Below are 19,795 nucleotides of genomic sequence, written 5' to 3'. Positions count from 1 at the left end.
TGATTATCTTTAAACTTTATTACCTATTGTTCATACGATTTTCACATTTTTTAGGCATATTGCACCCCATCTCCATGTAAAACTGAAAAACAATATGTGTGGAATAGTTGCTTATATAGGCCAGCGAGAAGCCTACCCCATCGTTCTCAAAGGATTGAAAAGACTGGAATATCGCGGTTATGACAGTGCCGGAGTAGCCTTTATAAATGATGGCCTGAAAGTCTACAAGAAAAAAGGTAAGGTTTCCGAACTGGAAGATTACCTGACCGGAAAGAACACAAGTAGTCATATTGCTATCGGTCATACCCGCTGGGCCACCCACGGTGAGCCATGTGACAGGAACTCACATCCCCATACGTCCGGCAATGGCAAACTGGCCATGATACACAATGGTATCATTGAGAACTATACCCAGCTAAAACAGGAACTGCTGAATAAAGGTCATGTGTTCAGCAGCGATACCGATACCGAAGTCCTGATCCACTTTATCGAAGAGATTCAGCAAAGCAATAATTGCAGCCTCGAAGAAGCCCTGCGCATCGCCCTGAAAAGAGTAGTAGGCGCCTATGTGATCGTGCTCCTGGACCAGGACAACCCCGATACCCTGATCGCGGCACGCAAAGGTAGTCCCCTCGTAATCGGCGTAGGCAAGGGCGAACACTTCCTCGCCTCCGATGCCTCCCCAATCGTAGAATATACGAAAGAAGTAGTATATGTAAACGACTACGAAATTGCGATCATCAAAGCCGATGAGCTGATCCTGAAAAATATCTCCAACGAAAGGCAAACGCCTTATATCCAGAAACTGGATATCGAACTGGCAGCTATTGAAAAAGGCGGTTTCGACCACTTCATGCTCAAAGAGGTATTTGAACAACCACAAACGATTCTCGATAGCTTACGTGGCCGCCTGGACGCTAAAAAAGGAACCCTCACCATCGGTGGTATCCGCGATCACCTGGCACAACTGGCCAGTGCTAAGCGCATTATCATCGTGGCCTGTGGTACCTCCTGGCATGCGGGCCTCGTGGCAGAATATATGATTGAAGAACTATGCCGCATTCCTGTAGAAGTAGAATATGCTTCTGAATTCCGCTACCGTAACCCGGTTGTGGGCGAGGGCGATGTGATCATAGCCGTATCTCAGTCCGGCGAAACAGCCGATACACTGGTAGCGATAGAAGCTGCTAAGAAAAAAGGCGCCACTATACTGGGTGTGTGCAACGTAGTTGGTTCTTCTATTGCCCGTATTTCAGATGCAGGTGCTTATACACATGCCGGCCCTGAAATAGGTGTGGCCAGTACCAAAGCCTTTACCGCCCAGCTGGCAGTATTGTGCCTCATTGGCCTGAAAGTAGCACAGCAAAAAGGGACTATTACCGAACAGCGTTTCCAGCACCTGCTGGATGAGCTGGACCACATTCCTGAAAAAGTAGCAGCCGCCCTGCAACTGAACGACCAGATCAAACAAATTGCGGATAAATACAAAGATGCCCGCGACTTCCTCTACCTGGGCCGTGGTTACAACTTCCCTGTAGCACTGGAAGGTGCACTCAAACTGAAAGAGATTTCATACATACATGCAGAAGGATACCCTGCTGCCGAAATGAAACATGGCCCTATCGCCCTGGTAGATGAAAACCTGCCTGTGGTATTTGTGGCTACCCGTGATAGCTATTATGAGAAAGTAGTATCCAACATCCAGGAGATCAAAGCCCGCAAAGGCAAGGTAATTGCTGTAGTGACCGAAGGTGACCTCACCATTCCGGCTATGGCAGACGATGTGATCATTATACCTGAGGCAGACGAGCTGGTGGCACCTATCGTCTCCGTAATTCCATTGCAGTTACTGGCCTACCATATAGGCGTACTGAAAGGATATGATGTGGATAAGCCAAGAAACCTGGCCAAGTCAGTGACTGTTGAATAATCTCAAAACGCTTACATGAACCTGATACAGAAAAAACCGCTCACTGAGCTGGGGTACAATTTTGTAGCAGCGCCTTATCTGCCGGAAGGAAAAGATGAATACTATCTCCGCGATCAGCAATGGGGAAAGTCTAACATCTACCGGCACCTGTCCGCATGGGAGATAGAGACGCTTGTAAGAAATGACAATACTTCTGACAACTGGAACAACATTTCTGTCACGAATGAGTTCGATCCCCAACTGGTTAAACACTGCCAGTTCTTTGGCATAGTACGTATTGGAAAACTGGAACCTTACTTCCTGGAATTCCACAACCTGCGCCTGCCTGTAGGTTTGTACAACAGTACAATTTCTTCCTGCGACTTTGGCGACAACGTAGTTGTGCACAATGTGAACTTCCTTTCGCATTACCTGGTAGGTAATGAAGTGATGATCTGTAATGTGAATGAAATGGCCACTACGGGTCATGCTAAATTCGGAAATGGCATTGTAAAGGAAGGAGAATCTGAAAGCGTACGCATATGGCTGGAGCTGTGCAATGAAAATGGTGGCAGATCGATCATGCCTTTTGATGGCATGCTGCCCGGCGATGCATGGCTGTGGACACGTAACCGCGACGATAAGGACCTGCAGGCAAAATTCAAAGCCTTTACCGAACAACAGTTTGATAAGAAACGTGGCTACTATGGCATGGTAGGCGATCGCTGTGTGATCAAGAATGTGAAGATCCTGAAAGATGTAATGATCGGCACAGATGCATACCTGAAAGGCGCCAACAAAATTAAAAATATCACCATCAATAGCAGTGCAGAAGCATCCACACAAATTGGTGAAGGCTGTGAACTGGTGAATGGTATAGTGGGGTATGGATGTCGCGTGTTCTATGGCGTGAAAGCAGTGCGCTTCATCATGGCATCGCATTCACAGCTCAAGTATGGAGCACGACTGATCAACTCTTATTTAGGCAACAACGCCACTATCTCCTGCTGCGAAGTATTGAATTCATTGATCTTCCCGGCACATGAGCAGCACCATAACAACTCATTTTTATGTGCAGCGCTCATCATGGGCCAGAGTAATATGGCTGCCGGTGCCACCATCGGCTCCAATCATAACTCAAGGGGCCCTGATGGTGAAATCATTGCAGGGCGAGGTTTCTGGCCGGGTCTCTGCGTGAGCTTAAAACACAATTCCCGCTTTGCCACCTTTACACTGATCGCAAAAGGCAACTATATGCAGGAGATGGATATTCCATTTCCATTTAGTTTAGTGATCAATGATGAGCAGCATAATTGCCTGAAGATTATGACAGGCTATTGGTTCCTGCATAATATGTACGCACTGGCACGTAACTCATGGAAGTACCTGGATCGCGACAAGCGCACAGATAAGACACAGCTGATCGAATACGACTACCTGGCGCCTGATAGCGTAGAAGAAATGATTCATGCGATGGCACTGATGGAAGCGGCTACCGGCAAAGCCTGGCACCTGCATACAGAAACAGATTGCCCGGAACTGACTGAGCTGAATTATCGCCAGAAAGGACAGGACCTGCTACTCAATCATCCTGCAGATGTTGCGAAACTGAAGATCCTGATCAAAGGTGTGGAGAACAGTAATCGTGAAGTACATTTATTGAAAGTGCACAAAGCGTATCCGTTATTCCGCGCATTGATTGTACTCTATGCAGTAAAAAATGTGATGCAGTATGTAGAAACACATGATATCAAAACATTTGAAGCTATTCACAACATTGCACTCACTGCACAGCGCGAACAATGGTATAATGTAGGCGGACAGCTGATGCCGGCGTCTACCCTGCATGCATTGAAAGAAGATATCCGTGAGAATAAAATCAGCAGCTGGTCAGATCTGCATGTACAATACGAGGAGATAGGCAAACGATATGCTACAGATAAATTGCAGCATGCTATTGCGTCACTGCTCTTTATACAGGAAAAAACAATTGCAGATTTTAATGCGGACTTCTTTATTGAATGCCTGCAGGCGTCTATACAAACACAAACGGTATTGACAGAAGGGATTCAGAAATCAAGAGCAAAAGATTATGAGAATCCGTTCAGAAAGATGACGTACGAAAATGAAGCAGAGATGGATGCAGTGGTAGGCAGGCTGGATGATAATAGTTTTATAAAGCAAACGCAGGAAGAGCTGCTGATATACAAACAAAAAGTAAAAGCGCTGATAAAACTCCTCGCATAAATAAATAGACATCTCATAGAAAAAGCCTCATCATTTTAAATGATGAGGCTTTTTCTATAGCATACCCTTAGTACTATAATGTCATCATAAGGGCATTATAAGTACATCTATATATCGATTGGATATTGAGGTGTCGATTAAGTGAAGTATTAGTACTCATTTAGCACTAAAGTTGCACTATAGTTCAATAGAAGGTTTTACTATTGTGCTTATCACCCCAAAAATTGTTTGTTATGGCTCTTGTAAAAAACAACATACTGCTTCAACTCGTTCAGGGCTCTCTTGGCGATCAGATCACGATTTACGAAAGGAACGGACAGATTATAATGGCCAAGAAAAGAGGTCCGTCAAAGAAAAAGCCGACCAAAAAGCAGCTGGAAGCCCGGTATAAGATGCTTGTAGCAGCGGCGTATGCAAAGGCGATCATAGAAGATCCTGAAATAAAGGCTTATTATAAATCTTTGGCAGGTCCCGGGCAGAATGCTTATAATATGGCTGTAAAGGATGCTTACAGGTCTCCTGAGGTACAAAATATCCAGTTCGAAGACACCACTGTGGTAGTGACCGCAAAAGACGAATTCAGGGTAGCGGAAGTGCAGGTACGGGTACTCGATGCCGCAGGCAGTATACTCGAAAGAGGAAACGCTGTTTTAGGCAGGAATGGTGTGGACTGGTATTATAAAGCGGCTGGCCTGCCGGTTGGTGGCAAAGTGATAATCGTGGCGGTAGATTTGCCGGGGAATGAAACGGTGAAAGAATTGCAGCTATGAGTCGCCTCCTTTTAATTAAATTGCAGCATGGAACCAAACCGCTGCTCCTGGTCTACCAAAGACCAGCTTTATAAAGATTACCACGACAACGAATGGGGCGTTCCGCTTCACGACGATACCCGCCTGTTCGAAATGATCAATCTTGAAGGCGCTCAGGCTGGCCTGAGCTGGTATACTGTGCTCACCAAAAGAGAAAACTACCGCAAGGCTTTTGATAACTGGGACGCAAAAAAGATCTCCAGATACACTGACAAAAAGATCGAATCCCTGATGGGGGATGCCGGCATTATCCGGAACCGCCTCAAAATAAACGGTACCGTTCTCAATGCCAAAGCATTCCTGGAAGTACAAAAAGAATTCGGCAGTTTTGACAAATACATCTGGAGTTTTGTGGGTGGTAAGCCGATTGTGAATCACTTCAAATCACTGAGCGAGGTACCTGCTAAAACCGCCATCTCCGATGCAATGAGCAAAGACCTGCTGAAGCGTGGTTTTAAGTTCGTAGGCTCTACTATCTGCTACGCCTTTATGCAGGCTACAGGTATGGTAGATGACCACATAGCAGACTGCTGGAAGAGGAAGAAGAAATAATTAATTGGCTATCATCACCTCGCTGAAATCGGGATTTTTTAAAAAGTGTTTATCCGTAAGGGTTAGCAAAAACATGTATAGCTGGCGTTGTTCCTTTGCTGACAGTTGCATACCGCGTACTAATGGATCAACGGTGCTCCCTTTCTCCTGCCCATGATCATACATGGCAAACACCTGGAAAATGTCAAAGAACCTGCCGTCATGCATATAAGGTGCACTCACCATTACATTGCGTAAAGAGGGTACTTTGAATTTCATATAATCGCCTGTATTGTTAGTAATACGCATGCGCCCCATATCGTTCATATTCGGGCTGTAAGGCAACCCATTATTCCGGGCGGAGAAGTCTGTAAAAAACGGTTCTTTATGACACCCGGCACATTTTTGCTGAAAGGTCTTATATCCCCCCGCTTCTTCTGCAGTAAATGCTACACCCGCTTCGCCCCTTTTCACACTGTCGTACCTGCTGTCAAAGCTGATCATCGTTGCCATAAACTGCGCCAGTGCCTTGAACATACGCTCACTCGTCACTTCTTCTGTACCATATGCAGCTTTGAATAGTTGTTGGTATTTCTCATTACATTTGAGACGGTCCAGCAGTTCATTCAATGGCATATCCATTTCATTTTCCGCAACTATAGGCGACATCGGTTGTATGTCCAGGTGATTCACAGCTCCATCCCACATAAAATCCTTTTGCCAGATCAGGTTAAATAATGTAGGTACAGAACGTATACCCATCCTGCCATACACCCCATGTGCCAGTGCGTGGTCAAAATGCCCGAATGCAGCAAACTGCTGATGACAGAATCCACAGGAAACCGAGCTATCGCGTGATAACTTAGGATCATAAAACAAGTATCTTCCTAATGCGATGCCTTCTTTTGTCAATGGGTTTTTAGAAAAGTCATACACAGGTTTAGGCAGGCTATCAGGCAATCTGAGGGTTACATAGGTGACACCGGGGCCAGGTCCTTTTCCACGGAGACTGATCCCCACCAGGAACAGGCAGAATGCCATGATCACGTATGTTGTTTTGGAATTCATTATTTCTTTTTAACGGAAAACATGTGACTGTAATTATCTGCAATCCGGTCTCCTATCGTACCCGGGGCCATAAAGCCCGCCGTTTCACTAAACCGGATCGGATTTGAACCATTGAACCAGGTGGCAGCATCTGCTACAAGGTGCACTACCGGAGTTTTGCCTGTCGAGACTACAAATGATGTTTGTAATTGCACCATCCGCTGAGACTGGTGTGCACCTCTATAACCCCCAATGTGAAACTGCAGTACATGCCCCGGTAAATGAGATGCAGGAGAGGTACCTTCCAGCTTCGCCATAATGTATCCACTGTTCCACGTCCAGAACATGCCATAAATAGGGTCTAAGGCCCCGCTCTGTGCCCCGGTACAGTTCATAATACTGTCCACACCAATCATGAAAGAAACAGCCTTATATCGCCCCAATGGCAGTCCTGTAAGCGAGATCGTTTTACTGGCAGCGCTGTCGTCGCTCACCAGGAAATATTCGGGAGGTAATTTGATATTTTCTCCCGATTCACTTGTAAAAGAAAAATTGCTGAGGTAGTATTTGAACTTCGTGATGGTAAAGGTATCTCCCTGTGCGGTGTAATAGGCTTTATTCGTTCGCATAGGCTGGTGGTTCACCTCGTGCGTGATGGTGATTGATACGGATTGTGATACAGCCGTATGACCGATCAAAAGGCAAAGGAATAACAATAACCGGTTCATGAATCGAATGTAGTTAAAAAAAAATAGCTTCTGCAGGTGGCAGAAGCTATTTACATATTTCATGATGAGAATCATCGTTGCCTGTAGCCCCATCCACCAAAGTAGAATACTACCGAGAAACAGATGAGTGGTACTGCATAAGCCATTGCTGTGGACTGTGCATCGGCTACTGTACCCATTACATAAGGTACTATCGCACCACCCACGATGGCCATGATCTGGAAGGAAGATGCCTGTTTGGTATGTATGCCCAGATCTTTCACACCCAGTGCAAAGATGGAAGGGAACATGATGGACATAAAGAAGAAAATAGCAATCAGCGCATATACAGATAACTGCCCGCTGCCGGATATTACCAGCAGGCAAAGCAATACATTGACAGCAGCGTAGATCATCAGCAGTTTATTAGGTCGTACTTTCTTCATAATGGCAGTACCTATGAACCTGCCTGCCAGGAACAGTCCCATACCGATTGCCAGTAAGGAAGATGCTTCTTTGCTGGAAGTGCCTTTCCAGTATTCAGTAGCATAGTTGATAAACAATGTGCCTACACCTACCTGTGCTGCCACATAGAAGAACTGTGTGATCACACCCCATACAAAGTGTGAATGAGACCATAATGGACGGGCTTTCGCCAGCGGCTCATTACCTTCCTGCTCTTCTTCCTTAATCTCAGGCAGTGGCGTACGCCAGAAAAATGCAGCTATCAGCAATACTATTATACCAATCGCGATATAAGTGAACTGTACGGTAGACAGATCTTTGGATCCACTACCATTTTTGTCTTCAAAGAACAGCATCCCGCCGATCAGGGGCCCTAAGGTAGATCCCAGGCCATTGAAACACTGTGAAAGATTAAGGCGCAATTCAGAAGTTTCATTGCGGCCTAATACGGTTACATATGGGTTAGCCGCCGTCTCCAAACAAGCCAGTCCACAGGCAAGGATAAACAATGCCGCGAGGAAACCGTTGAAGTTGAGCGCACCTGCTGCCGGGTAAAACAAAAATGCACCTACTGCATATAGCAGCAGTCCCAGCAGAATACCCTTTTTATAACCGTATTTATTCATAAAGAACCCCGCCGGCAATGCCATCAGGAAATAAGCGCCAAAGTAAGACAATTGCAACAGCGTAGACTTTCTTCTCGTCACTTCCAGAACTTCCTGGAAATGTTTGTTCAGCACGTCGAGCAACCCGTAAGCAAGTCCCCATAAAAAGAACAGGCTTGTCACCAGTATAAATGGAAACAGGTAACTCTTATTCGAATCGATATTTGCCTTAACAGTGGAAGTGGACATTGTGGCTCCGGCCATTGTGGAAAATTTGAATGATTTAAAAATAAGTTAGCTCACAGACCTGTCCAGATGGGTGTAACCACCATCTACATAGATGATCTGGCCGGTGGTATGAGACGATACGTTGGACAGTAAGAACACTGTCATGTTGGCGATTTCTTCGGAGGTGGTCATTCTTTTCTCTAAAGGAATTTTAGATACGATAGCAGCCAGTTTCTCCTTTGGATCAGGAAGGGATTTGATCCAGTTTTCATATAGTGGCGTCCATACTTCGGCAGGGATGACGGTATTAACGCGGATGCTGTAAGGCAGCAATTCTACTGCCCATTCACGGGTCAGTGCATTGATGCCACCTTTGGAGGCAGCGTAGCCACTGGTACTTCCCTGGCCGGTTTCAGCCACTTTGGAACCGATATTTAAGATACTACCTTTGGCTGTTTTCAGATAAGGTAGTGCATAGTGCGCGAGGTTATAATAGTGAGAGAGGTTTTTTTGCAGGGAGGCCATGAATTTTTCAGGGCTGCCGTTTTCCAGGCCTACGCCGTCATTCACGCCGGCGTTGTTTACCAGGCCATCGATACGGCCAAATTCTGCAATTACCAGGTCAATTACTTTTTTGCAATCTTCCACTTTACTCAATTCAGCAGCAACGCCAAATGCTTTGCCACCGGTAGCTTTGATCGCTGCTACAGTTTTATCATTATCGGCTGCATTTCTACCTGCCACTACGGTAATACCGCCTTCGGCGGCTATCAGTTTTGAGATGGCTTCGCCTATTCCTTTTGCACCACCGGTAACAATAAATACTTTATCCTTTAATCCCAGATCCATGTGAACGATTTAAATATTGTTTAGAAATATTGTTCTTTTAATAGTTCTTCCTTCGGAAGAAGTTTTTTACTTGCTCACAATCCATAAAATGCAATCGCATTTCCCCCCATTATCTTCTCCTGCTCTGCTAGTGATAAACGACTAATAAAATCAGTCACTATACCTTTTACCTGTGTATAACTCCCTGCCAGCTGGCATACCGGCCAGTCGGAGCCGAACAGTAAACGGTCAGGTCCAAAAGCCTCCAGGCACACTTCCAGGAAAGGTGCAAAATGCGCCGGCTCCCAGTTATTCCAGTCAGCTTCAGTGACCATACCACTGAGTTTACAATATACATGCGGATACTGTGCTATAGCACGCATCTGTTTTGCCCAGCCATCCACATCCCCGGTTTTGATATACGGTTTGGCCAGATGATCGATCACCAGGCGATGATCAGGAAACTGCTGAACAAACGCTGCTACCGCCGGTAATTGTACCGGGTAAACCAGTATGTCGTAAGTAAAATTATATTTCGACAGGAGGTGTATACCCCTGCAAAAGTCTTTCCTGATTATAAATGCAGGATCAGGCTCACCCTGTACGATATGCCTGAAACCTTTCAGCAGGGAAAACTGGGCATAATGCGCCAGCCTGTCTTCCAGGTCTGCATCGCGCAGGTCTATCCAACCTACTACGCCTTTAATAAAATCATGAGCAGCAGCAAGCCCCAACAGGAAATCAGTTTCCACCTCTGACTGGTCCGCCTGTACAGCGACACAGCCATCCACATTATTTTGCGCCAAAACCGGTTGCAGGTGTTGTGGCATAAAATCCTGCTGAATCACTTTCATATCATCAGTGATCCAGGCATCCTTTACAGGATGATATTGCCAAAAGTGCTGGTGAGCGTCTATGATCATTTTTTCATAACGTTTGCTTCCTTACTAAATCTACCTATCGTTAGTCATCTCTTCTTACAATGCAAAGATCTTTTCCATAAATATCCATTTCTCGCCAGGCTTCGCCACTGGCAATGCCTGCTGGTATTTCCACATCAGCGCTTCCCACTCCTGTACTTTAGGGTTAGCCGCATCTGCAGCGCCTTTCTTTTCAAATGAAAAGGTTTCATCTACTTCCATGATCATAAACAGGCGGTTCATGATACGGTATATTTCCATATTCACTATGCCGCTGTCTAAAATACTCTTTTTGATTTCGGGCCATACTTCCCGGTGATACGCTTCGTACTCAGCGATCAAAACCGGGTCATTCTTCAGATCTAACGCAAGACAGTGCCTTTTCATATCGTAGCAAATTACAAGTTTAAAGGGAATAAATCCCAGAATTACAGTAAGTGGAAAATTTAGCGGTCAGACGGCAAAAGCAGTCTGACCGCATCAAAATGTCTTACAGCATTCCTATTTGAAAGCAACAGCTGTTTGTTTGGATGTACCCAGACCGTCAATACCCAGCTCAATCACATCGCCAGCTTTTACATATACATTTGGTTTCATTCCCAAACCTACGCCGGCAGGTGTACCTGTAGAGATTACATCGCCTGGGAGCAGGGTCATAAACTGGCTCAGGTAGGATACGAGGAATGGAATCTTAAAGATCAGGTTGGCCGTGGTACCATCCTGCATGGTTTTACCATTCAGTGTTAACCACAGGCGCAGGTTATTCACATCTTTAATTTCCTCTTTGGTTACCAGCCATGGGCCCAGCGGTGCAAAGGTGTCATTGCTCTTACCTTTTACCCACTGTCCGCCACGTTCCAGCTGAAACTCACGCTCGCTATAGTCGTTGTGCAATGCATAACCGGCTATGTATTCCAGCGCATCCTTCTCTTCCACATAGCTGGCTTTTTTGCCAATTACCACAGCCAGTTCCACTTCCCAGTCAGTTTTTACACTGTTGCGGGGAATGACTAAGTCATCATTCGGCCCTACCAGTGCTGTAGTACTTTTGAAAAATACGATTGGTTCCTGTGGAATCGCTGCATTGGTTTCCCTTGCGTGGTCAGCATAGTTCAGACCAATGCAAATGATCTTGGAAGGCCTTGTGATAGGGCTTCCGAGACGGGTACCCGCAGGCACGGAAGGACAACTTTTTTCATTTTGCGCCCACCATGCAGCAAGACGGTTCAGACCATCTGTAGCCAGAAATTGCTCTCCAAAATCTTCACCGAATGCACTTACATCAAACATGCCTGCTTCGGTTACCACTCCCGGCTTCTCAGCTCCCGGTGCTCCAAATCGTATCAGTTTCATATGTTAATTGTACTTTGTTTTTTTATTTAACGGTTATCTCAGTGAATTGATCTTCAGGTGACCATTATCCACTTTGATTTCCACCAGGTTCGTATACTTCTTGTTCATGATCTGCACCAGGAACACCTGTTCAGGGTGAGATGGTGATTGTACAATACCCGTGGTTGCTTCTGCCGGTACCACCATTCCAATGGTCTTGTTAGCGCCACCAAATTCTGCATAGATCTTCACAGAATCAGGAGATGAAACAGGCAGTTTCTTTACGATCAGATCAGCGATGATAGTGCCGGATTGTAACTGTTGTTCGTAAGAATCAACTGCTTTCAGATCCAGGCTAATAGTACCTAAACCTTCCTTATCTTCAGCATAGTGCCATACTGCTGCAGGCGGCGTGCCCACCAGGTTGATTTTTGCACTACCGTTATCAATACTTGCGTGATAATACCGGGTAGAGTGGTCACTTTTCAGCACACCAATGTATACGCTGTTAGGCTTGTCCCACACAGCACGGTACAGATCCTGCTCAGCCACGTCTCTTGCCAGTGGCAGTTCAAACGTTTTGTCCGAAGACTGTCCGTCTGCTTCGAAATGGATAGAGATACGGGTGGTATCTGCATCTGCCGGAAATGAGACAGCCAGCTTGCCTGATGGTGTAGCTGGTTGAAATGCAGCGGTGCTATCGCCCCCCTGCTGATTGCCGCCTGCATTGGTGCCTGTACCGCCACATGCGTACAATAAGGTTGTGGCTGGTATGATAACTGACCAAATAGATTTCATGAATAATGGAATTGTGGTTGATTAATTACAAATTAGAATTTACGAATATAAGATACCTTTTGCCTTATTTCATAATTCTTTACTTATAATTAATTATTAAGCTTTATAAAACCACCATCCAGCGGATAATCGCAACCGGTGATGAAACCAGCTTCTTCTGAGCACAGGTACAGTGCCAGGGTGCCCACTTCGACCGGCTTAGCCATACGCCCAATTGGTTGTGTATGAGAGAGTTTCTCAAACATTTCCGCTTCTTTACCCGGGTAGTTTTTAGCAATAAATCCGTCTACAAATGGTGTATGCACACGTGCCGGAGATACACAATTACAGCGGATACCATCCTTAATAAAATCTTTTGCAACGGAAAGCGTCATTGTAAGCACAGCACCTTTACTCATAGAGTAGGCAAACCTGTCAGGGATACCTACGCTGCTGGCGATGGAAGCTATGTTCAGGATCACCCCGCTCTTTTGTGCTTTCATCTGGCCGATTACGGCAAACATACAGTTGTAAGTACCTTTCACGTTCACATTATATACCCTGTCCAGATCTTCTTCTGAAGTGGTGTCCAGCCGGCCTACGTGTGCAATACCGGCACAGTTTACGAGGATGTCGATACGGCCGGCAGCAGCAGTGATCTTTTCCATTACAGCGACTACTTCCTGCTGTTTGGCTACGTTGCAGCCATATACAGCAGCTTTGCCGCCTTCGGCTGTGATATCGGCAACGGTCTGACGACCACCCTCTTCATTCAGCTCTATGATGTGAACACTGGCGCCCTGTGCACCGAATACTTTAGCAATAGCCTGACCAATTCCGCTTCCACCGCCCGTAACGACTGCCACTTTATTATCTAATCTAAACAGGTTCATAATTTCCTTAATTTAAGGGTTCTAAAATAGCCTTTTTAATAAGGGAAATTCCATCTTTTTTTAGCAGAATTCTGTACTTTATTACCATATTTTAAATTTTTTAAATGAATTAGGGTTGAAAATCAATTACACTGTTGCTATTTTCTTCATTTTCTGGTACCATTTTGCTTTGGCGCAAACCAACCAGTATGAGTTGGTAGACCTTACGAAGTTTATACCCCATGTGAGGCTGGATATCAGGTATGCAACTGCTAATAATTTTACACACCAGGTATTATATCCCCGGGCGGCAGCCTATTTGAAACTGCCGGCAGCGAAGGCATTGAAAGAAGTACAGGAAGAGTTGGAGGAACGTGGATTGGGATTGTTGATTTATGATGGGTACAGACCTTTTAGTGTGACGCAGAAAATGTGGGAGATTGTTCCGGATGAAAGGTATGCAGCAAATCCGGCTAAAGGTTCAGGGCATAATAGAGGGATAGCAGTGGATTTGACACTATGTGATTTAAAAACCGGTAAACCTTTGGCAATGCCCACGGATTTTGATGATTTTACGGAGAAGGCGCATCAGGATTACAAATTACAGGATACTTTGGTCGCTGACAATCGTAAATTATTGAGAGATGTAATGGAGAAGCATGGGTTTATAAACTTAACTACTGAGTGGTGGCATTTTTACTTAAAAGATGCGCAGCAATATCCACTCATGAATGTTGACTTCCAAAAACTATGAAAGGTTGGCTTTCGCCAACCTTTCATAGTTTTTGCCCTCGTGGTTTATTGAAATTCAGCTCTGCTGAATTTCAATAAACCACATTTAGAATATCTTATTCAACGCATCTACATAAGCATGCATAGAAGCATTCACAATATCTGTGGACATACCATATCCATAGTAACTCTGCCCATTATGCTTCACCCTCATATTTACCTTACTCACATCCTTACTCCCCCCTCTCATTGACTGAATATTAAACTCATCAATATCTATCTGATCTTTGATAATCTCATGAATCGCATTGATCGCCGCATCTACCGGGCCATTACCTGCAGAACTGGCTTCCTTCTCCTCGCCATTGATCTTCAGTTTCACAGTCGCCATAGGACGCAGCGGATCGCCACATACCACCTGCAACAACGTTACCTTGATCGCCTTATCATCTGAATAATTCTGATCATTACCATTCCCCATCAGTTCCAGCAAATCAGCATCAGAAATCTCTTTCTTGCTATCTGCCATCACCAGGAAGCGCTGGTAAACTTCATCCAGGTTTACCTTATCCAGTTTATAACCCAAACGCTCCAGGTGGTGCTTCAGGGCATGACGGCCGCTACGTGCAGTCAGGATAATCGCGTTGGACTCAATACCTACATCCTCCGGATTCAGGATCTCATAGTTTTCACGATGCTTCAGCACACCATCCTGGTGAATACCGGAACTATGTGCAAATGCATTGCGGCCAATGATCGCCTTATTGGGCTGTACCGGCATACGCATCATAGTCTCTACCATGTTGCTCAGCTGATACAGTTTCTTTGACTGAATGCCTGTATGATAACCCAATGCATGGTGCGTTTTCAGGATCATCGCCACCTCTTCGAGAGAGGTATTGCCTGCACGCTCACCAATACCATTGATGGTACATTCTACCTGGCGTGCACCGTTGATCACACCAGCAATAGAGTTGGCAGTAGCCATACCCAGATCGTTGTGACAGTGTACGGAGATAATCGCTTTATCGATGTTAGACACATTATCCACCAGGTACTTGATCTTTGCACCATACTGGTCGGGCAGGCAGTAACCATTCGTATCAGGAATGTTTACCACAGTTGCACCGGCAGCAATCACTGCTTCGATCATCTGTGCGAGGTATGCATTGTCTGCACGGCCTGCATCTTCTGCATAAAACTCTACGTCGTCAACGAATTTACGCGCATATTTTACCGCATCAGCAGCACGCTTCAGGATCTCCTCGCGGGTACTGTTGAATTTATATTTAATGTGCATATCGGACGAACCGATACCTGTATGAATACGCTTACGCTTGGCAAAACGCAGGGCTTCGGCAGCAGCATCAATATCCATCGTGTTTGCACGGGTCAGTGCACAGATCACCGGCTCACTTACAGCTTTCGATATTTCTACTACGCTCTGGAAATCGCCGGGGCTCGATATTGGGAAACCGGCTTCAATAACATCTACTCCCAGCGCTTCCAGCTCCTTGGCTATCGTGATTTTTTCAACGGTGGTCAGCTGGCAGCCTGGCACCTGTTCACCATCGCGGAGAGTAGTATCAAAGACGTATACACGGTTCTTATCACTCATCTTATGTTGATTTGTTATTGTTTTTAAAAATTAGCTTAAGTTTTCCAGTACTTTGGCACCCATTGCATCGGTACCCATCACCAGGTGGTTTTCTGTATGCTTGTTAGCAATATCCATTGTACGGAAGCCTTGTTTCAAAGTAGCTTCCACAGCCTTGATCACACGCAGGGATTCAGTTTTCAGACCAAACGAAATATCCAGCATCAGCGCTGCAGACAGGATAGATGCCAGCGGATTGGCAATACCTTTACCTGCAATGTCATGTGCAGAACCATGGATAGGCTCGTAGAAGCCAACGCTGTCGCCTACAGAAGCAGAAGCCAGCATACCCATAGAACCAGCGATCTGAGAAGCTTCGTCTGTCAGGATATCGCCAAACAGGTTGCCGGTTACCACCACGTCGAAGCGCTTAGGATCCTTTACCAGTTGCATAGCGGCGTTATCGATGAACATATGTTCTACGGCTACGTCAGTATATTCTTTTTCCAGTGCCTGTATTACTTCGCGCCACAGGCGGCTTGCTTCCAGTACGTTTGCTTTATCCACAGAACACAGTTTTTTACGACGTGTGCGGGCTGCTTCAAAGGCTTTGCGGGCAATGCGCTCTACTTCGTACTTATGATAGATCATCAGGTCAGAAGCAGTGTTGCGGTCTTCGGTACGTTTCTTTTCACCAAAATAAACATCACCGGTCAGCTCGCGGAAAAACAGGATGTCTGCTCCACGCAGAATTTCCGGCTTGATGCTGGAAGCTTCCAGCAGCTCATCAAACAACTTAATAGGACGCAGGTTTGCATACAATCCCAGTTCCTTACGGATTTTCAGTAATCCCTGTTCAGGGCGTACTTTCAGCGTAGGATCATTGTCGTATTTGGCATGTCCGATAGCACCAAAAAGGATAGCATCACTCTTGCGTGCTTTATCCAGTGTTTCATCTGGCAGAGGATTACCAGTAGCTTCGATCGCTACGTGGCCCATGATGCCTTCTTCAAACGTAAAGTTGTGCTTGTAGTTCGTTGCTATGGTTTCCAGCACTTTCCTTCCCCAGGTAGTCACTTCTTGTCCGATGCCATCACCCGGAATTACCAGAATTTTTTTGTCTACGCCCATTTAATGTTTTATTGAGTTAATGCGAATAGTTAAAAATTAAACTCCCGGGTGGCTTCGTAAGCTTCAATATCCTTACGCAGGCTTAACAGGTAGTCAATATCATCATAGCCATTGATCAGGCATGCTTTCTTGTATGGATTGATGTCGAAGGAGGTCTCTTCACCTGTAGATACAATCTTCAGGGTCTGTTTTTCCAGGTCTACAGCCAGTTTTGCATGCGCATCTGCTTCGATTGCGGCGAAGATCTTGTCGAGGAATGCATCAGTCACCTGGATAGGCAGGATGAAGTTGTTCAGTGCATTGTTCTTGAAGATATCTGCAAAAAAGCTGCTGATCACTACTTTGAAACCATAGTCGGCAATCGCCCAGGCTGCGTGTTCACGGCTGGAACCACAACCAAAGTTTTTACCAGCTACCAGTACCTGGCCACTGTAAGTAGGATTGTTCAGTACGAAATCAGCTTTAGGTTGATTGTCGCCGTCAAAACGCCAGTCGCGGAACAGATTTTCGCCGAAACCATCGCGGGTAGTTGCTTTCAGGAAGCGAGCCGGAATGATCTGGTCAGTATCAATGTTTTCGATTGGAATAGGAACTGCGGTAGATTCCAACTGTTGAAAATTCTTACTCATTATATATCGCCTCCGTAAAGAGGACTTTAAATTTACATGTTTTACAAATTATTGAGCGTCTGCAATTTTTTCTGCTTTCACGCGCAACCTTACATATTTAGTATACCATTTGCCATCGCGGAAGTTGGTAGCACGCATGCTTTCCTGGGCGGCTTTGAGTATGGGCAGTCTTTCTGCTTCAGGTATTGCTTCGAGATAGTAGGCCCCGAACATCTGCAACCACTCTACGATGCCATTCTCCGGATCAGCCAGCTCGGTCACACGGTCAAAGTAGCTCAGCTGATTTACCCGGAAACCATATTCTTCCAGCAGGGAAGTATATTCACCGGGAGATGGAAAATACCAGAAGGGTTTAAATTCATACCCCTTTTCTGCCATCGCTTTGCTCAGTGCACCGGTGATATCGTCTACATTGCCTTTTCCTCCCATTTCCAATACCAGTCTGCCACCGGGCCTGAGGTGATGCCAGATACGATCCAGTACTTTCTCCTTTTGGCGAATCCAGTGCAGGGTAGCATTGGAAAATACCGCATCGAAGGTTTGGCCCAGTGAAAAAGATGTACCGTCTGCCACTTCAAAATCGATGGCGGGGTAATGACTTTTTGCACTGGCAATCATACTGGCGGAACTGTCTATCCCCTTTACCGTGGCTCCACTCTCAGCAATCCGGGCAGTGAGTTCGCCTGTACCACAACCCAGGTCGAGGATGGTCTCCCCTGCTTTGGGCTGCAGCCATTCCACTACACTGTTGCCGTAGTCGAATACAAAAGCATGCTTTTCTTTATATAAATCCGCGTTCCAGGCCATGATAATACTTTTATACGAGTTCTCTTACATCGGTTACTTTACCAGTGATCGCTGCCGCAGCTGCAGACAGTGGGCTGGCAAGGAAGGTGCGGGCATTGGGGCCCTGACGGCCTTCGAAGTTACGGTTAGAGGTAGAGATACAATACATACCAGCAGGAACTTTATCTTCGTTCATACCCAGGCATGCAGAGCATCCTGGTTCACGCAGCTGGAAACCGGCAGCTTCAAATACCTTGTCGATACCTTCTTTCTTTGCCTGCGCTTCTACCTGCTTGGAACCTGGTACGATCCAAACCACTACATCGTCTGCCTTATGCTTGCCTTTTACAAAATCAGCAACCATACGCAGGTCTTCGATGCGGCTGTTGGTACAGCTACCAATGAATACATAATCCACTTTTTTGCCCAGCAGTTCGCTGCCAGGCTCCAGGCCCATATATTCCAGGGATTTTTTGAAGGAAGGTTTTTCCTTTTCATCCAGCTGCTCCAGGGATGGAATGTGCTGGGTTACACCAATGCCCATACCTGGGTTGGTACCGTAAGTGATCATTGGTTCAATATCTGCAGCATCGAAGGTGATGACAGTATCAAACTCAGCATCAGCATCGGAGTACAAAGTCTGCCAGTAAGCCAGGGCCTTATCCCAGTCAGCACCCTTTGGTGCAAACTCGCGGCCCTTGATATAGTCGAAAGTAGTCTGGTCAGGAGCGATCAAACCTCCACGTGCACCCATCTCGATACTCATGTTACAGATGGTCATACGGGCTTCCATGCTCAGGCTGCGGATCGCCTCACCGGCAAATTCCACAAAGTAGCCGGTAGCACCGGATGCAGAGATTTTGGAGATGATGTACAGGATGATATCCTTGGATACCACTCCTTTCTTCAGCTGACCATTTACCTCAATTTTCATACGTTTTGGACGGTATTGGAGCAGACACTGGGTAGCCAGTACCATTTCCACTTCGGAGGTACCAATACCAAAAGCGATAGCTCCAAATGCACCGTGAGTGCTGGTATGGCTATCACCACACACGATGGTCATACCTGGCAGGGTGATACCCAGCTCAGGGCCGATTACGTGTACAATACCCTGGTAAGGGTGGCCAAGACCGTACAGTTCTACGCCAAACTCTGCTGTGTTCTTTGTCAGCATCTCCACCTGCTTGCGGCTCAGCGCCTCTTTGATAGGCAGATGCTGGTTCAGGGTAGGTACGTTGTGATCGGCTGTAGCATGGGTTTTACCGGTACGGAATACCGGAATGCCCCTTTTGCGCAATCCGTCAAATGCCTGCGGACTGGTAACTTCGTGGATGAAATGTGTGTTGATGTACACTACATCCGGAAAACCAGGCTTACTTACCACGATATGATTGTCCCAGATCTTGTCAACTAATGTTTTTCCCATTCCGTAATTACTTTTTATAAGCCCGTTGCATCAAATAGTTACATTAAATTTTATAACATGCTTTACCTGGTGCAACACAGGCGAAATCATTAATTTTGTGCTTCCCTGTTTGTTTGTAACTTCAAATCTAATAGCAAACCTTAATTGCCATATAGCTAAATTTGCTTTAATTACGATATATAACATAGCCTGACGAGAACTAGTCGTTTGATTG

General features: G+C 45.8%; 19 protein-coding genes. 5 read left to right on the top strand and 14 right to left on the bottom strand.

What is annotated here, in order from left to right; all coding sequences use genetic code 11:
* The first annotated feature begins 94 nt into the window (after positions 1-94).
* The 4 genes from glmS to ABDW16_RS02500 all read left to right on the top strand — a co-directional run bounded on the left by glmS (position 95) and on the right by ABDW16_RS02500 (position 5,517).
* Complete coding sequence (glmS, locus tag ABDW16_RS02515) at positions 95-1,930, top strand: glutamine--fructose-6-phosphate transaminase (isomerizing) (protein WP_343667541.1); 1,836 nt, start codon at positions 95-97, stop codon at positions 1,928-1,930.
* 15 nt (positions 1,931-1,945) lie between these two features.
* Positions 1,946-4,156: a DUF4954 family protein gene (locus ABDW16_RS02510; RefSeq protein ID WP_343667540.1), complete on the top strand. Its 2,211-nt coding sequence runs from the start codon at positions 1,946-1,948 to the stop codon at positions 4,154-4,156.
* Positions 4,157-4,389: 233 nt separating this feature from the next.
* Positions 4,390-4,926 (top strand): hypothetical protein, encoded by a 537-nt coding sequence (locus ABDW16_RS02505; RefSeq protein ID WP_343667539.1) that lies wholly within the window; start codon positions 4,390-4,392, stop codon positions 4,924-4,926.
* A 27-nt stretch (positions 4,927-4,953) separates the two neighbouring features.
* Complete coding sequence (locus ABDW16_RS02500) at positions 4,954-5,517, top strand: DNA-3-methyladenine glycosylase I (protein WP_343667538.1); 564 nt, start codon at positions 4,954-4,956, stop codon at positions 5,515-5,517.
* On the opposite strand, the gene ABDW16_RS02495 is transcribed toward ABDW16_RS02500, so the two are convergent.
* The 9 genes from ABDW16_RS02495 to ABDW16_RS02455 all read right to left on the bottom strand — a co-directional run bounded on the left by ABDW16_RS02495 (position 5,518) and on the right by ABDW16_RS02455 (position 13,298).
* Entirely contained in the window at positions 5,518-6,564 is a 1,047-nt protein-coding gene (locus ABDW16_RS02495) for a cytochrome-c peroxidase (protein WP_343667537.1), read from the bottom strand.
* Positions 6,564-7,271 carry an MbnP family protein gene (locus ABDW16_RS02490; protein ID WP_343667536.1) on the bottom strand — a complete coding sequence of 236 codons (708 nt, stop codon included), beginning with the start codon at positions 7,269-7,271 and terminating at the stop codon, positions 6,564-6,566. The genes ABDW16_RS02495 and ABDW16_RS02490 overlap by 1 nt, the downstream gene beginning before the upstream one ends.
* A gap of 71 nt (positions 7,272-7,342) precedes the next feature.
* A complete protein-coding gene (gene fucP, locus ABDW16_RS02485; RefSeq protein ID WP_343667535.1) occupies positions 7,343-8,584 on the bottom strand; it encodes an L-fucose:H+ symporter permease in 1,242 nt (413 codons plus the stop codon).
* 30 nt (positions 8,585-8,614) lie between these two features.
* The gene (locus ABDW16_RS02480; RefSeq protein WP_343667534.1) at positions 8,615-9,397 is read right to left on the bottom strand and encodes an SDR family oxidoreductase; all 783 of its coding nucleotides are present in this window, start codon (positions 9,395-9,397) and stop codon (positions 8,615-8,617) included.
* A 74-nt stretch (positions 9,398-9,471) separates the two neighbouring features.
* Positions 9,472-10,299 carry an amidohydrolase family protein gene (locus ABDW16_RS02475; protein ID WP_343667533.1) on the bottom strand — a complete coding sequence of 276 codons (828 nt, stop codon included), beginning with the start codon at positions 10,297-10,299 and terminating at the stop codon, positions 9,472-9,474.
* A gap of 54 nt (positions 10,300-10,353) precedes the next feature.
* Complete coding sequence (locus ABDW16_RS02470) at positions 10,354-10,683, bottom strand: L-rhamnose mutarotase (protein ID WP_343667532.1); 330 nt, start codon at positions 10,681-10,683, stop codon at positions 10,354-10,356.
* A gap of 114 nt (positions 10,684-10,797) precedes the next feature.
* The gene (locus tag ABDW16_RS02465) at positions 10,798-11,649 is read right to left on the bottom strand and encodes a fumarylacetoacetate hydrolase family protein (RefSeq protein ID WP_343667531.1); all 852 of its coding nucleotides are present in this window, start codon (positions 11,647-11,649) and stop codon (positions 10,798-10,800) included.
* 33 nt (positions 11,650-11,682) lie between these two features.
* A complete protein-coding gene (locus ABDW16_RS02460) occupies positions 11,683-12,426 on the bottom strand; it encodes a hypothetical protein (RefSeq protein ID WP_343667530.1) in 744 nt (247 codons plus the stop codon).
* Positions 12,427-12,515: 89 nt separating this feature from the next.
* Entirely contained in the window at positions 12,516-13,298 is a 783-nt protein-coding gene (locus ABDW16_RS02455) for a glucose 1-dehydrogenase (protein ID WP_343667529.1), read from the bottom strand.
* Between the two features lie 115 nt (positions 13,299-13,413).
* On the opposite strand from ABDW16_RS02455, the gene ABDW16_RS02450 reads away from it, so the two are divergent.
* A complete protein-coding gene (locus tag ABDW16_RS02450; protein ID WP_343667528.1) occupies positions 13,414-14,031 on the top strand; it encodes a M15 family metallopeptidase in 618 nt (205 codons plus the stop codon).
* Between the two features lie 84 nt (positions 14,032-14,115).
* Here the strand turns inward: ABDW16_RS02450 and ABDW16_RS02445 are convergent, their stop codons facing one another.
* The 5 genes from ABDW16_RS02445 to leuC are packed head-to-tail and all read right to left on the bottom strand — an operon-like array spanning position 14,116 to position 19,581.
* Positions 14,116-15,627, bottom strand: coding sequence for a 2-isopropylmalate synthase (locus ABDW16_RS02445; RefSeq protein WP_343667527.1), 1,512 nt, complete (start codon positions 15,625-15,627; stop codon positions 14,116-14,118).
* Between the two features lie 30 nt (positions 15,628-15,657).
* A complete protein-coding gene (leuB, locus tag ABDW16_RS02440) occupies positions 15,658-16,737 on the bottom strand; it encodes a 3-isopropylmalate dehydrogenase (protein WP_343667526.1) in 1,080 nt (359 codons plus the stop codon).
* A gap of 29 nt (positions 16,738-16,766) precedes the next feature.
* On the bottom strand, positions 16,767-17,366 hold the full coding sequence (gene leuD, locus ABDW16_RS02435; protein ID WP_343667525.1) for a 3-isopropylmalate dehydratase small subunit: 600 nt from the start codon (positions 17,364-17,366) through the stop codon (positions 16,767-16,769).
* Positions 17,367-17,414: 48 nt separating this feature from the next.
* The gene (locus ABDW16_RS02430; RefSeq protein ID WP_343667524.1) at positions 17,415-18,173 is read right to left on the bottom strand and encodes a methyltransferase domain-containing protein; all 759 of its coding nucleotides are present in this window, start codon (positions 18,171-18,173) and stop codon (positions 17,415-17,417) included.
* A 10-nt stretch (positions 18,174-18,183) separates the two neighbouring features.
* A complete protein-coding gene (gene leuC / locus ABDW16_RS02425; RefSeq protein WP_343667523.1) occupies positions 18,184-19,581 on the bottom strand; it encodes a 3-isopropylmalate dehydratase large subunit in 1,398 nt (465 codons plus the stop codon).
* Positions 19,582-19,795 lie beyond the last annotated feature (214 nt).

The sequence above is a fragment of the Chitinophaga sp. genome, from assembly GCF_039596135.1.
Classification (GTDB): domain Bacteria; phylum Bacteroidota; class Bacteroidia; order Chitinophagales; family Chitinophagaceae; genus Chitinophaga.
The sequence above is the reverse complement of the archived record's forward strand: the minus strand, read 5'-3'. Positions and strand labels throughout refer to the sequence as shown.